10 protein-coding genes are annotated in these 15206 nt (G+C 40.7%); 8 read left to right on the plus strand and 2 right to left on the minus strand.

Features of this window, described 5'->3' with window-relative positions; all coding sequences use genetic code 11:
* The coding region (locus tag N477_RS19350) for a hypothetical protein (RefSeq protein ID WP_155731963.1) at positions 1-539 on the minus strand (539 nt) is incomplete at its 3' end.
* Between the two features lie 33 nt (positions 540-572).
* Positions 573-1046 (minus strand): tyrosine-type recombinase/integrase, encoded by a 474-nt coding sequence (locus tag N477_RS19355; RefSeq protein WP_081216534.1) that lies wholly within the window; start codon positions 1044-1046, stop codon positions 573-575.
* 277 nt (positions 1047-1323) lie between these two features.
* Between N477_RS19355 and N477_RS19360 the strand changes: the two genes are divergently transcribed.
* The 8 genes from N477_RS19360 to N477_RS19395 all read left to right on the plus strand — a co-directional run bounded on the left by N477_RS19360 (position 1324) and on the right by N477_RS19395 (position 15178).
* A complete protein-coding gene (locus N477_RS19360) occupies positions 1324-3090 on the plus strand; it encodes a MotA/TolQ/ExbB proton channel family protein (RefSeq protein ID WP_063363004.1) in 1767 nt (588 codons plus the stop codon).
* Positions 3090-3794: an OmpA family protein gene (locus N477_RS19365; RefSeq protein WP_063363005.1), complete on the plus strand. Its 705-nt coding sequence runs from the start codon at positions 3090-3092 to the stop codon at positions 3792-3794. Before N477_RS19360 ends, N477_RS19365 begins: the two co-directional genes overlap by 1 nt.
* The gene (locus tag N477_RS19370) at positions 3794-4933 is read left to right on the plus strand and encodes an HNH endonuclease (RefSeq protein ID WP_063363006.1); all 1140 of its coding nucleotides are present in this window, start codon (positions 3794-3796) and stop codon (positions 4931-4933) included. Before N477_RS19365 ends, N477_RS19370 begins: the two co-directional genes overlap by 1 nt.
* Before the next feature lie 173 nt (positions 4934-5106).
* Entirely contained in the window at positions 5107-6699 is a 1593-nt protein-coding gene (locus N477_RS19375; RefSeq protein WP_063363007.1) for a type I restriction-modification system subunit M, read from the plus strand.
* On the plus strand, positions 6689-8152 hold the full coding sequence (locus tag N477_RS19380) for a restriction endonuclease subunit S (protein ID WP_063363008.1): 1464 nt from the start codon (positions 6689-6691) through the stop codon (positions 8150-8152). The genes N477_RS19375 and N477_RS19380 overlap by 11 nt, the downstream gene beginning before the upstream one ends.
* A gap of 58 nt (positions 8153-8210) precedes the next feature.
* Positions 8211-11453 carry a type I restriction endonuclease subunit R gene (locus N477_RS19385; RefSeq protein ID WP_063363009.1) on the plus strand — a complete coding sequence of 1081 codons (3243 nt, stop codon included), beginning with the start codon at positions 8211-8213 and terminating at the stop codon, positions 11451-11453.
* Positions 11454-11477: 24 nt separating this feature from the next.
* The gene (locus N477_RS26505) at positions 11478-14096 is read left to right on the plus strand and encodes an AAA family ATPase (protein WP_231098133.1); all 2619 of its coding nucleotides are present in this window, start codon (positions 11478-11480) and stop codon (positions 14094-14096) included.
* Entirely contained in the window at positions 14093-15178 is a 1086-nt protein-coding gene (locus N477_RS19395; RefSeq protein ID WP_063363010.1) for a 5-methylcytosine restriction system specificity protein McrC, read from the plus strand. The genes N477_RS26505 and N477_RS19395 overlap by 4 nt, the downstream gene beginning before the upstream one ends.
* Positions 15179-15206: the final 28 nt, after the last annotated feature.

Raw genomic sequence — 15206 nt, forward strand, 5'->3', positions numbered from 1 at the left:
TTTTTCATGCTCTTGCCCTGGTATATAACCTCTTTAGTCGGTGTTTTTAAGATAGCTTTGATCCTTACAATACAGTTGGGTTCATCATTAAATCCAGCGATATAATCAGCCTGCTCCCCTGTGAGGTTATCTTCGACAAGAATGACTTCGTTAATTGAGTGTTTACCAATATCACGCCCTTGCAGGAATGTGTTACAAGTAGCATTCATTGCTCCATAGTTAAACTCAATTATTACTTGTTTAATAGTAATATCAAATGAATTGAAGTTTACACCCATTAGCCAAAACTTGCTTTTTGGCAAGTCTTCATTTAGCCAAAGCTCAAATGGATTGTGCCTTGGGCGTATGTCAATTTTGACTTTTTGAATAGTTACTGATTTCGAACAGAATATACTAATAAGAAAGCCATGAGCTTTTGAAACCTTGTCTTTAATAGTGGTTAGTTTTGTTTTTTTTACCCAAGCAATGAACCATGTAATAACAAGTATTCCAGCACCACTAAATATCCACTGTACGTGCTTAATAGATTCTTCAGACACACTTATTTCCTTGATGTTTTTTATGTTTATAGTTTAATTGTATTCTGCCAACGGATTCAACCTAACTGCGTCCTCATAATGGCTTGGGGCGAAGTGTGCGTATACCATCGTTTGTTCGATTTTGGCGTGCCCCAAGACTTTCTGTAATACCAAAATATTACCGCTGTTCATCATAAAGTGACTTGCGAATGTGTGTCTCATTACGTGAGTGCATTGGCCGTCTGATAGTTGGATACCGGCTCTGTTAATTGCTCGTTCGAATGCTTTTCTACAATCAGAGAATAGTGGGCCTGTCTTTTTGGGTATCTCTTCGTATAGTGATTGACTGATTGGTACGCAGCGGTTCTTTTTGCCTTTGGTATTTATGAAAGTAGCTTTATAAGTATTACCTGATTTAATTACATGAGACCCATGTAAACCACATACCCCTGAAATCCTTGCTCCAGTGCTTAAACAGATTTGGTGCAGGTGATTGAGTGTCCCATAGCTTTCACATATCAATTTCATTCGAATTGGTGGGGGGAAGCGATTTTATATAAAAGCCAAGTTGTAACTACCGATACATTCTGTTTTAAATTATGCCGTTCCATATTTTCTATGTAGTTTATTTATTCTTACTGTTAATTAAATAATCAATTGATTCATTAGGTTGTGTACTAGATTTGGTTGATAATTATACTTTAACTCTGCTGTAATATACTGTAATGTTTTTGAAACCCTGATTTGGGTAACATCCTGTGCATTTGGCTATAAATATTTTCATTTGAGTTGAAAAGGACCTTTTATGCAATCGGCAGTATCTAACAGTTTTATCGGCTCTAGCGCTGATTTAGTCACAGCTATTATTTGTGGTGTGCTTGCAGTTATTTTCTTTTTTGGCTTTTGGCATGCTAAAAATAAAAAATCCCCCGAGTTTGTTAACTATGTTCCTACTTTACTTACTACAATGGGTATTTTTGGTACGTTTCTGGGTATAGTTTTAGGTTTATTCCACTTTGATCATACGCAAATAGACTCAAGTATTACTGCATTACTAGATGGGCTGACAACTGCCTTTATTACCAGTTTGCTGGGGTTGTTGTTATCCATTATTTTTAAGTTCACCCAAACCACGTTTTTTACGCAAAGTGAGGTCGAAGCTGTATCGAACGCTTCGCCAGAGGCTATTCTAGCAGCCATAAAAGCGCAAACGGTTGCAACCAGCGAGCTAAAAGATGCACTAGTCGGAAATGAAGAAAACACTTTGCTGGGCCAAATTAAAATATTGCGATCAGATGGCAACCATAATTTTATGCAAGCACAAGCATTGCAAAAAGAGCAATTTGAGGCACAGTCGCAAAGGCAAACAGAATTTGCAGATAAGCTTTGGATCAAACTGCAAGATTTTGCAGATACATTGTCTAAATCGGCTACAGAAGAAATTATTGCCGCTTTAAATAACGTGATTGCCGACTTTAACCAAAAGCTCACCGAGCAGTTTGGCGACAGCTTTAAACAGCTTAACGAGGCAGTCTTTAAACTCGTTGAGTGGCAAGAAAACTACCGTATTCAACTCGAAGAAATGAAAGCACAGTACAGCCACGGGGTTGAAGCCATTGTGAAAACCGAAGGATCAGTGGCAAGCATTAACGAGCACGCAAAATCAATTCCGCAGTCTATGGATACCCTTACAGATGTCATGGAAGTCAATCAGCACCAATTGGCTGAACTAGAAAGGCATTTAGCCGCGTTTGAGCAAATGCGCGACAAAGCGGTGGAAGCAGTGCCTCAAATTCAGCAACATGTTCAACAAACCGTTCAGGATATTGGAGCTGCGGTAGAAGAAGCAAGCATACATTACACATCATTATTAACGCATTCTGACGAATACATAAATAAACACATAAGCTGCTCAGAAGCGCTATTAGATAAGTTTGTTAGTACTACTGAGCAAGGTATTGACGCCGTTGGCAACAAACTGATCAGTAGCTCAGAAAATATGGGTAAAGCGCTTGATCTTGCCAGCACAGAGTTTACACATTCAGCCACCAGAACAAATGAAAGCTTGCAAACCAGCTCAGATCACTTAGCCGATGGCAGTGACAAGATGCAGCAGCATATTAAAGACGCGGTTTCTGATTTAAACAACAACATGCGTGACTTAATTGAAAAAGTGGTCGTTGAAGCACGCACCATGACCACCACGTTTAAAGAGGCAAATTCGGAGCTTGCGCAAGATACCAAACAAGCAAGGGATACCTTTGTTACAACCAATAATGAAGTCTCCGAACATATTAAACGCATTGTTGAGCAAGTAGCCCAAGAGCAAATGCAACAAACCCAGCGTACGTTTGTGGCCATTGAAGAAGCCGCGAACCAACAACTCACTAAAACACATGAAACCGTTGAAAATCAGCTCAAAATGATTGACCAGTCGATGCAAGAAGAGCTCACACGAGCACTGCAGTTGATGGCTAATTCGCTGGGTCAAATCTCTGGTAAATTTGCAGATGACTACCAAGTGCTAACACAGCAAATGAAGCGGGTAGTTGACCAAGGAGCGACGGTGTAATGGAGCATATTTTTGGTAAGCGCAAAACATCAGAAGAGGGCGGTGAGCATTGGCTGTCTATCTCCGACTTGATGGCAGGCTTAATGATGGTGTTTTTATTTATCGCCATTGTATTTATGCGCCACACTATGAAAGAAAATGAAAAAATAAAGAGTGTTGCGGTCGCTTATCAAGAAAAACAAGTCGCCATTTATGACTCGCTGATGAAAGAGTTTGAAAAAGACTTAGCAAAATGGGGCGCAGAGATCGACAAAGAAACACTGGCTTTTAATTTTCAATCACCAGATGTGTTGTTCGATGGCGGCGAAATTGACATAAAACCGCGATTTGCACGCATACTAGATGACTTTTTCCCGCGATATTTAAACGTACTCAAGCCATTTCGTAGTTCAATTGACGAAGTCAGGATTGAAGGCCACACCAGTAGCGAGTGGAACAAAGATAGCACCGAAGAAGAAGCCTATTTTAAAAATATGAAGCTGTCACAAGGCAGAACTCGGGCGGTTTTAGCCTATTTATACAACTTAGTGCCAGAAGAAACGAGTTGGATCAAACGCAATATCGCAGCGGTTGGCTTTTCTTCGTCGCGTTTAATTTTGACTCATAATGGCGAAGAAGACGCCGAGCAATCACGGCGAGTGAGCTTTAGGGCCATCACTAATGCGCACATTCAGATTAAGCGCATTTTAGAGGCGCAAGAGTAATGAAAATTTCCATTAATTTTGAGCCGCTTGAAAGTGCTGCTTTAAAAATGGGCGCGCCCAGCAGGCACATTGAATTAAACGCAAACCTAGAACAGTTAAGTGAAATAGACAGTGGCTTGGATGAGGGACTAGTACTCCATGATGACTTGCACCTCTATGAAATTGAAAGCAAACATAGCTTGTTGTCATACAAGGGACGGCAAATTATGCTCTACATCCCTGAGCAAAATAGCCCAATAGAAGAAGTCATTAAAGACGGTAAAATAGAGGGGGCGAGGCGGCTTCATGTTGCTGAATGTAAAACGCTAGAACGGATGAGAAATGAGGGTCGTGAAGAGCGTTACCATGTAACCAACAATATTAACGGAAGTTATTTAGTGACTGGGTACAGATTTAACGGAGGAGACAAGATAGAAGGCAAAGCTGAGCTGGGGGTATGCAAAAACTGTTTACGTATTCTTAATTACAAAGGCTATGCTGATCTCAAAGGTGAGGCAAAAGACAAAGTGTTTTTAGAGCTTAATCTCGCAGAGCTCTTTGAGTCTTACAGTTCCTACTTTAAACACTATCCCACCCCAAAAAAATCCATCGGCAGCTACACCAAAGACTGGGAGCAGGTATCCGCAAATTACCGTCAACAGCAAAACTATACCTGTGAGCAGTGCGGAGTCGCACTATCAAGCCATAAGCGATTACTACATACGCATCATATTAATGGTGTAAAAACAGACAACGCTGTAAACAATTTAAAAGCCCTGTGTGCTGATTGCCATACTAAGCAACCTAACCACGACCATATGTATGTTTCCCACGAGGATCGCTTACTAATAAATCAACTTAGACGTGAGCAACATAAATTTGATTGCAGTGAATATTCGGACGTTCTCCAGTATGCAGACTCCGCCCTCAATGGCCTATTGTTAAAGTGCCAAAAATTTCGGCTACCCACGCCAGAGCTAGGTATTTGCATAAAACATGGCAATGAATTGGTATCGATTGACTTAGCGTGGCCGCGTAAAAAGTTTGCCGTGGTGATAGAGCACACACAACTTACGCCATTAAAAGCATTGGGCTGGGATGTGTGGTTAGCCAGTGACGGGCTCGCCAACTTTTATGCGATGCAAAAATACATCCGTTAAGGCTCAATTTTAGGTAGCAAAAAGGGTATGATATTGCCATTAAAAACAGGTGGTTTGGTTTTTACATAAAACGCTCCACTCGCTCAAATTTGAAAAGCATCACTAAATAGTTCAACTACATAGCGCATAAGTGTATTTGAATATTTGTAAGAAGTTCAGGATAGAATTTAAAAATGACAACTGCGAAAAGCAAAAAATCAGACGCTAACTTTGAAGAAACTCTCTGGGATACCGCCAATAAGCTACGTGGCAGTGTTGAATCATCAGAATATAAGCACGTCGTGCTGAGTCTTATCTTCCTAAAATTTATCAGCGACAAGTTTGAAGAAAAGCGTCAAGCGTTAATTGACGGTGGTTTGCAGGAATTTGTAGACCAAGTTGAGTTTTACATGCAAGACAACGTGTTTTATTTACCAGAGGAAGCGCGTTGGTCGTATATTCAAAAGAATATGAAGCAAGATGACATCGCAGTAAAAATTGATACTGCATTGCACACGGTAGAAAAGAACAACCCGTCATTAAAAGGCGCACTCCCTGAAAACTACTTTAGTCGTTTAGGGCTTGTTACCAGTAAGCTTGCGTCACTTATCGATACCATTAATAACATTGACACCGCTGCCAGCGAATGTGACATGACCGAAGAAGATTTAGTGGGTCGAGTATATGAATACTTCTTAGGTAAATTTGCGGCAAGCGAAGGTAAAGGCGGTGGTGAGTTCTACACGCCAAAATCAGTGGTTGCATTAATTGCTGAAATGATTGAGCCATTCAAAGGCAAAATATACGACCCATGCTGTGGGTCAGGCGGTATGTTTGTGCAATCCCTTAAGTTTATCGACAGCCACAAAGGCAATCGTAAAAACATTGCCATTTACGGTCAGGAATACACAAACACCACCTACAAGCTAGCCAAAATGAACCTAGCCGTACGTGGTATCTCGGGCAATTTAGGCGAAGTGGCGGGTGATACTTTCTTTAAAGATCAGCACGAAGATTTAAAAGCGGATTACATCATGGCAAACCCGCCGTTTAACCAAAAACAATGGCGTGGTGATAAAGAGCTTTTAGACGACCACCGCTGGGATGGTTTTGATGTGCCACCAACCGGTAATGCTAACTATGCGTGGATCATGCACATGATCTCAAAGCTAAGCGAAAACGGTACTGCGGGCTTTGTTCTAGCCAACGGCTCAATGAGCTCAAATACGAGTGGTGAAGGAGCAATTCGCCAAAAAATCATCGAAAAAGACTTAGTAGATTGCATGATCGCCTTACCGGGGCAATTGTTCTACACCACGCAAATTCCAGTATGTTTATGGTTTATCACCAAAAACAAAAAAGAAGATACCGAGCGAGGCTACCGTAACCGCCAAGGTGAAACCTTATTTATTGATGCTCGTGAAATGGGCACCATGGTGAGCCGTGTCCACAAAGAACTAACCACCGATGATATTGCTGAAATTGCTCGTACTTACCATGCATGGCGCAACACTCCCGGTCATTCCGCACTTGAAGCGGAACCGCTTGAACCGTATGAAGATAAGGCTGGTTATAGCAAAGCAGCTACGTTAGATGATATTAAGGCTAATGACTTTGTACTCACACCAGGCCGTTACGTAGGCGCGGCTGAAGTTGAAGATGACGGCATCCCGTTTGAAGTGAAAATGAAAGAACTAAGCCAAACCCTTTATAGCCAGATGGAACAGGCTGAAACGTTAGATAAAGCGATCCGTCAAAACTTGGAGGTATTGGGTTATGGCGAATAAGTGGAAAACAACTTCTTTGAAAGATCTAGGAGTTCAACTAATCGATTGTGATCATAAAACTCCCAAAGCAGTTGAAGATGGTATTCCCTATATTGGGATTCCGCAGATGGATAAAGGCCGAATAAACTTTGATGCGAATCCGAGGCTAATTTCTGAAGCAGATTTTATACATTGGACTAGAAAAGCAAACCCAATGTATGGAGATATAATATTGTCCCGCAGGTGTAATTCTGGTGAGACAGTGTATGTACCAAAAGGGGCTAAATTCGCACTGGGTCAAAACTTAGTTTTGTTGAGGCCAACTGGAGAACGTATGCATCCTGAATATTTACGTTGGGCTGTTCAAGGACGGGAATGGTGGAATGAGGTCTCTAAATACCTTAATCCAGGTGCAATATTTGAAAGTTTAAAATGTGCAGATATACCAAAATTTGAGATACCGGAACCTCCAAAAGATGTTCAAATTAAGATAGCAGAAACACTATCTGCCATATCTAATAAAATAGAACTTAATCAACAAACCAACCAAACGCTTGAGCAAATGGCGCAAGCGTTATTTAAAAGCTGGTTTGTTGATTTTGATCCTGTATTCGACAACGCCCTTGCCAAAGGCGTTGCTGTCAGCGACTTCCCTGAAGCATTACAGAAAAAAGCCCAACAAAGATACGAACAACGCCAATTGTTTGATGACGCAGAGCTTTCAGCCAATAAAGAAGCCGATGTTAAGCCACTAACAGCAGCCGCCAGCGCAAGCGAAGAATTAGCTAGTCTCTTCCCAAGCGAGTTTGAACAAACTGATGAACCATCAATTGGTATTAATGGTTGGATACCAAAGGGGTGGAGAACTCCATTCTTGTATGATTTAGGAGAGTTTATCAACGGTGCTGCATACAAAAAGTTTGAACCAAATAAAGATGGAAAAGGGCTTCCGATAATTAAGATAGCTGAGTTGAAAAATGGAATTACTGGAAGAACTGGTTTTTCCACAGTAAATATGCCAGAAAAATACCGATTAAATAACAGAGATATTCTGTTTTCTTGGTCTGGAAATCCCGACACATCAATAGACACATTTGTTTGGGGCCTTGGCGATGCATGGTTAAATCAGCATATCTTTAAAGTGGTTCCAAATGACGAATGTTCATATTCATTTTTGCTGTCGTTATTAAAGTTTTTAAAACCAGAATTTTCAGCAATAGCTAGAGATAAGCAAACTACTGGCTTAGGTCATGTTACTGTGAAAGACTTGAAAAATTTAGCTGTAGTAATGCCATGTAGTGTCTTGTTAAATGAGTTTGATAAATTAGTTTTACCTCTATTTGATAGAGTATTTGTAAACATGCAGAGCACAATTGAATTGGTAAGAACTCGTGACTATTTACTCCCAAAACTAATCTCTGGTGAATTACAACTGCCTCAAGAAAGCGCTAAAACTGAGGCATTAAAGCAATGATGCCCAGTTACGTTTGAAAATTAGAAAATCTGGCCAAAAGTATTAGGGAAAAATAAAAATGAAATTTACAGAAGCCCAATTGGAAGCTGCCATTATTGAATTGCTGGGTGAGCAGGGTTACCCGTACACATCAGGTGCAGAACTGTCACTCGCTGAAGGCGTACGCGCACCAGAGCAAGTATTAATCACCGAAGATTTAAAAGCTTACCTTGTTAGTCGCTACGCTAAAGACGATATCACCCAAGGCGAAGTCGATAGCATTATTAAGCAGCTAGAAAATCTACCCGCCAGTGATTTATATGAGAGCAACAAGAGCTTCTGTAAATGGTTAAGTGATGGCTTTTTGTTAAAGCGAGAAGCCGGCAGCAAGCCAGGTGAGGCGTCTAAAAAAGATTTATACATTCAGCTAATTTACTACGATGAGGTGGTTGACGGCCACAATGTTTTTAAATTTGTCAATCAGCTAGAAATTGAAAGCCCGTCTGCTGATAACACTAAACGTATTCCAGACGGCATTTTATATATTAATGGTTTACCTCTAGTGGTGTTTGAATTTAAAAGCGCCATTCGAGAAGAGCAAGCCTCACTTCATGATGCCTATGTGCAATTAACCACGCGTTATCGCCGCGATATTCCGCAATTATTTGTATTTAACGCCCTGTGTATCATCAGTGATGGTGTAAATAATAAAATGGGGAACGTCTTTGCGCCTTACGATTTTTATTACGCATGGCGCAAAGTTACAGGTGACGAGTCAATAGAGCAAGATGGCATAAATGCACTGCACACCATGTTACAAGGCTTGTTTGATAAAGAGCGCTTGTGTGATGTTATTCGCAACTTTATTTACTTCCCTGATAAATCAAAAGGTGAGGTAAAAATTGTTTGCCGTTATCCACAGTATTACGCCGCCAGAAAGCTTTTTGAGAACATTAAAAAAGAACGCAAGGTTATTTCAGTTGACGGTACTGTTGAAAGTGGTAGCGGTAAAGGCGGCACCTACTTTGGGGCAACGGGGTGTGGTAAAAGCTTTACCATGCAGTTTTTATCTCGTCTTTTAATGAAAAGTGTTGAGTTTGAAAGTCCAACCATTGTTTTAATCACGGATAGAACGGATTTAGATGACCAGTTATCACAGCAGTTTGCTAATGCCAAAAGCTATATTGGTGATGATCATATTGTTAGCGTTGAAAGCCGTGATCAGTTAAGACAATTACTAAAGGGCCGACAAAGTGGCGGTGTATTTTTAACGACCATTCACAAATTTACCGAAGACATTGAGCTGTTGACTGAGCGTAGTAATGTGATCTGTATTTCTGATGAAGCGCACCGCAGCCAAGTTAACTTAGACCAAAAGGTATCAATCACTGAACAAGGTGTAAAACGTACCTTTGGCTTTGCCAAATACCTGCATGATTCACTACCAAACGCCACCTTTGTTGGTTTTACTGGCACACCTATTGATGCCACGTTAGATGTGTTTGGTGAGGTGGTCGATGCGTATACCATGTCTGAGTCGGTGAAAGACGAAATTACCGTGCGTATTGTTTATGAGGGACGTGCGGCTAAAGTTTTACTTAATAATGCCAAGCTTGAAGAAATAGAAGCCTATTACAAGCAGTGTGAAGAGTCTGGCAGTAATGAACATCAGATAGAAGAAAGCAAAAAAGCCACATCAAGCATGAACTCGATATTGGGCGATCCTGATCGTATTCGAACCCTTGCTAAAGACTTTGTGGAACATTATGAAGAGCGCATTAGAGAAGGCTCTACCATTAAAGGTAAAGCTATGTTCGTGTGTAGCTCAAGAGAAATTGCTTATCAGTTTTATCAAGAGCTAGCAGAAATTCGCCCTGACTGGTTCGAAATCAAAGAAGCTGAAGATATTACGCAATATTCAGAGCAAGAGAAGAAGGGAGCCATCAGCGCAGGTAAATTAGCCAAACCGATGGAACGTGTCAAAATGGTGATGACACGAGGTAAGGATGATCCAGAGACGCTTTACAACCTGTTGGGCACTAAAGAGTACCGCAAAGAGCTAGACCGACAGTTTAAAAACGATAAATCTAACTTTAAGATCGCCATTGTTGTTGATATGTGGCTCACCGGTTTTGATGTGCCATTCTTAGATACCATTTACATCGACAAACCATTACAAAAACATAACCTTATTCAGACTATTTCTCGTGTTAACCGTAAGTTTTCGGGTAAACATAAAGGCTTAGTGGTTGACTACATTGGTATTAAAACAGCAATGAATAAGGCGCTAGCGCAGTTTTCAAAATCAGAAGAAACGAATTTTGAAGACATTAATCAGTCAGTGATTGCGGTTAAAGATCACCTTGATTTACTCTCTCGTATTTTTCATAAGTTCGATTCATCGCCCTATTTCACAGCTGAGCCTGTGGCTCAGTTAAACTGCCTAAATAATGCGGCTGAATTTATCTTGTCAATGGGTAAGTTAGAAAAGCGTTTTATGGCGTTAGTTAAGCGTTTAAAAGCCGCTTATGACGTTTGTTGTGGTAGTGAAAAGCTTTCACAAAAAGAGCGGGATTATATTCACTTTTACTTAGCTGTTCGCTCAATTATTTATAAATTAACTAAAGGCGATGCGCCTGATACGACGCAGATGAACGCTAAAGTGCGAGAGATGATCAGCGAGGCACTGAAAAGTGATGGCGTAGAAGAGATCTTTAAACTGGGTAACGGTGATGGCGAGATAGATATTTTTGATGAAGATTACCTTGCCAAAATCAGCAAAATTAAATTGCCAAATACCAAAATCATGCTACTGCAAAAGATGCTAGCAAAAGCCATTGGTGAAATAAAAAAGGTTAACCTCGCCCAAGGGGTGGATTTTACCAAGCGCTTTAAAGCCTTGGTTGAAAAATACAATGAGCGCAAAGAAGAAGATGTATTGGTCAGTGAAGTGCTTGAGGACTTTTCAGATGAAATCATTACAATGTTTACCAACTTAAAATCAGAAATGGACTCAAATGATGATTTGGGGATCAGTTTTGAAGAAAAAGCGTTTTACGACATTCTAAAATCATTAGCAATTAAGTACGACTTCAGTTATCCAGAAGATAAACTGATTGAGCTTGCTCAAGAAGTGAAAGAAGTGGTGGATGATAAAGCCAAGTATACCGACTGGAACAACCGAGACGATATTAAAGCGTCGTTAAAAGTGGATCTGATCATACTGCTGGCTAAATTTGGCTATCCACCAGTAAATCGTGACGAGGTGTATAAAGAGATTTTTGCTCAAGCAGAGAATTTTAAAAAGCATCGTGCGGCTTAGTAGTGCGAAGGCAAAGGAATTGAAATGATAACAAAAAATAAACTCAGCCATTTGATTGAAAGTACGCTTACTAGTTATGGCTTCAGTATTGAGAATGCCGAGCTTGAAGCGCATGTCGAGCGGATTTATCCAGAGTTAGTGAAAACGGTATCTTACCCAGCTTGGGACAGCAAAGACGATACTTTGGCCTACATTGGCACTTTGATCCTTCAGATAAATCAACATGCCGAATTTAAAAATGAACTAAAAGCGCTTTTGGTTAAAGAAATGAGACAAAGCTTGGCCGAAAGCAGACCTTGCTGGTTTGTGGGGGCGAGTTGGGGCAAGCAAAGTGTTGACCAAACCCAGCGCTTTATTGAGCAAGGAATTTGGGAAAACGGCTATGAAGACAAGTACACTCAAGATGTAAAAAGCATCAAGGTGGGCGATAGAATCGCTATCAAGTCTGCGTATACAAGGCGTAAAGACTTACCTTTTGAAACTCGAGGCAACACGGTTTCTGTCATGGGGATCAAGGCCGTTGGGGTAGTGACGGGCAATAAAAAGGATGGACGGCAGCTTCAAGTCGATTGGCAAAAAACCTATTCACCAGCCAAAGAGTGGTATTTTTATACAGGCAGAACCACAGTATGGCGAGTAGAGCCGGGTGAGTGGATCACCGATGCGCTGATTAAGTTTACATTTGAAGGCGCTGAACAAAATTACAAAAAGTTTGCCAATCATGCCTCATGGAAAGAACGGTTTGGCGACATACCCGAAGACGATATTAGATTTAAATGGACTGGTTTTTATGAGGCCATTGCCAATGAACTAAGTGGTTATAAAACCAATAGAGCAGCTTTAATTGATTGGATGATGACGGTTGCACAAAAATACGACCTATCTTATATCATGGGTAAAAACCTTGAAGATATTGACCCATTTACAGTTATAGGCATTTTCAATCGTAATATAAGACCTGACACCCGCAAAGAGATCGCGCACGAGTTTGCTGACTTTTTACAGCTAGATATACCGGTACCGGAGTCTTTTGAAGCGATCCCTGTATTGAATAATCAAAGGTCTTGGTTTTTTTCTTCTAAAGAAGAAAGAGGAGAAGAGGACATAAATAATCTTTGGGCCTTATTTGATGCTGCCAGAGACTTAGCGGATGAAAATAGTGAAGATGATTCGGTATTTGTGAATTTATACAATAAAGTGGCGGCCCAGCATGGCATACGCTGGAACTTGTCGATGGGATTGTATTGGGTAAGGCCATGGAGCTTTCCGACGCTTGAAAAGCAAAGTAAAGCGTATTTGGCAACACTGTCTATTAAACCGCAAAGAAATGGCCCCGATAGAAGTTGCAGTGGTCGTGACTACTTGTCAATTAGAGAAGATTTACAAATCAGGTTTGCAGAGCCTGAATTTCCAGTGCATTCATTCCCTGAGCTGTCGCTTTTGGCTTCGCAAAAACCAGTTCAAAAGAAAGAAAACACGCGTTTAACATGGAAAACAGAGGTATTGTCCCGAGTTAAAGACCTTTGTCATGAAAAGTGCAGCGCGTTTTTTTCACGCGTAGAGTTCAAATCACGTTACCTTAAAGAGTTAGAGGCTTTGTTCCCTGACAACAATAGCGCTGAGTTTTCGATTGATAGCAATATGCAAAAGCTGCGTGATGAAGATGAGATCCGTTTTGTCACAGGTGGTAACTATGAGTGGTTGAGTTACGAAGAATCTTTAGAAGATGATGAGCAGCAAGAAGCGTTTAAAGGAAAAGAATATACGGTAGAAAGCATCGTTGAGGAAGGCTGCTTTTTATCACAAGATGCGCTTGAAGACATGTTGTATTGCCTAAAAGAAAGAAAAAATCTCATTTTACAAGGGCCGCCGGGAACCGGAAAAACATGGCTTGGAAAGCGTTTAGGCTATGCGTTAATTGGACAGGAACAGCAAGATTTTATAAAAGCGGTGCAGTTTCACCCAAATATCTCTTATGAAGATTTCATCATAGGTTGGCGACCAAACGAAGACGGCAACCTGTCGCTATGTGAAGGACCATTTTTAGAGTTTGTTAGACTTGCGCAACAAAATGCTAAAAATAATTATGTTGTGGTAATAGAAGAAATTAACCGAGGCAATCCCGCGCAAATTTTTGGTGAAATGTTGACGTTACTGGAAGAAGGTAAACGCACACCGAGAGAAGCTTTGGAGTTGAGTTACCGTATTAAAGGTGACGAGCCAGTATATATCCCTGAAAACCTTTATGTGATTGGTACTATGAATGTGGCAGATAGATCCCTTGCCATGGTTGACTTAGCACTACGCAGGCGTTTTTCATTTATTGACCTTAAACCTACTTTTGGCAAGCCATGGCGTGACTGGGTGCACCAAGAAACAGACATTGACTTGACCAGCTTAGAAGCAATTGAACGCCGTATCAATGCGCTAAATAAAGTGATTGCTGCAGACGAGAGCTTGGGTGAGCAATTTAAAATAGGCCATAGCTATGTAACCCCAGCGCGCGGCCGTAAAATTGAAGATGTAGGTCGCTGGTTTAAATTAGTGGTAGAAACCCAGATATATCCAGTGTTGATTGAATATTGGTTTGATGAGCCTAGTAAAGCAAAGCAGCAAAAAGACGCGTTATTAAAACCGCTATGAGTATTGTAGAAACCGTTAAGTGCAATACGGCTGCGGGAATACCCGTCAGAAATTTATGGCTTTTGATGCTGTATGCGTCTGATTTTCGCTATTTGCTGCACCAAAAAGGTGACAAAGAAGATATTGATGAAGATGTTGCGAATTTGGTTGCAGAGGTGTTTTGTAGTGAGGTGAACACTAGGCTAAAACGCCAGTTAAGTCATGGCTATAAACGCACCTCAGGTGAATTGAATCGTGTTCGAGGTCGTATTAATACGCTAGAGACGTATTCAAAAGGTTTACTTAAAAAAGGTAAAGTGAGCTGTGCTTTTGAGACGTTATCTGTCGATACGGCCAGAAACCGTTTTATTTTGGGGGCGCTACAGCGTTTGCTTTGCTTGGTCTCAAGCAAACAGTTAAAGCAAAGTTGTGTAAGCCTTGTTAAGTCAATGAAGCAGCATGGCGTATCAGATAAGCTCGATAGACAATATCACCCTAAATATGAGCGGTTTGGCAAGCATGAGATGGCTGATCGCAAGGTATTACAGTTGGCTGCACTGGCTTTTGATCTAGCGCTTATAAATGAGTCGGCGGCCAATCAACTTTACCCATCTCCAGACAAGCAAGCATATTGGGTAAGAAAGTTGTTTGAAAAAGCCGTAGCAGGCTTTTATACCGCTAAGCTAGGTAAAGATTGGTCCGTTAGACGAGGTAAGCGCCTAGATTGGCGTATTGATGGTGCATCAGAGCTAATTGATAAACTTATGCCATCGATGAAAATAGATATACAACTTGAAAACTCAGTGATCCAGCGGCGGTTAATTATAGATACAAAATACACATCAATAACCACACATAATTATTATGGTGGAGAAATATTCAAAAGCGGTTATATCTATCAACTTTATACCTATTTAAGGTCACAAGAGTGTACCAATGATCCTTTATCTTTGACCTCATCGGGCATGCTATTACACCCTTCGATTGGTGAACATTATGATGAAGTTGTTAGCATACAGGGGCATGATATACGGTTTTGCACGGTTGATTTGACTGAGTCAACCACTGAAATAAATCGTCAGCTGATTGGGTTGTTGGGGTAGTTAGTATTTAACAAATAAGGAAGGGTAG

Source organism: Pseudoalteromonas luteoviolacea H33-S (assembly GCF_001625695.1).
In the GTDB taxonomy this organism is placed as follows: Bacteria; Pseudomonadota; Gammaproteobacteria; order Enterobacterales; family Alteromonadaceae; genus Pseudoalteromonas; species Pseudoalteromonas luteoviolacea_B.

Coding starts and splice junctions, on each gene's coding strand:
- N477_RS19355 (WP_081216534.1), bottom strand. CDS start 1,046: ATGAAATTGATATGTGAAAGCTATGGGACACTCAATCACCTGCACCAA.
- N477_RS19360 (WP_063363004.1), top strand. CDS start 1,324: ATGCAATCGGCAGTATCTAACAGTTTTATCGGCTCTAGCGCTGATTTA.
- N477_RS19365 (WP_063363005.1), top strand. CDS start 3,090: ATGGAGCATATTTTTGGTAAGCGCAAAACATCAGAAGAGGGCGGTGAG.
- N477_RS19370 (WP_063363006.1), top strand. CDS start 3,794: ATGAAAATTTCCATTAATTTTGAGCCGCTTGAAAGTGCTGCTTTAAAA.
- N477_RS19375 (WP_063363007.1), top strand. CDS start 5,107: ATGACAACTGCGAAAAGCAAAAAATCAGACGCTAACTTTGAAGAAACT.
- N477_RS19380 (WP_063363008.1), top strand. CDS start 6,689: ATGGCGAATAAGTGGAAAACAACTTCTTTGAAAGATCTAGGAGTTCAA.
- N477_RS19385 (WP_063363009.1), top strand. CDS start 8,211: ATGAAATTTACAGAAGCCCAATTGGAAGCTGCCATTATTGAATTGCTG.
- N477_RS26505 (WP_231098133.1), top strand. CDS start 11,478: ATGATAACAAAAAATAAACTCAGCCATTTGATTGAAAGTACGCTTACT.
- N477_RS19395 (WP_063363010.1), top strand. CDS start 14,093: ATGAGTATTGTAGAAACCGTTAAGTGCAATACGGCTGCGGGAATACCC.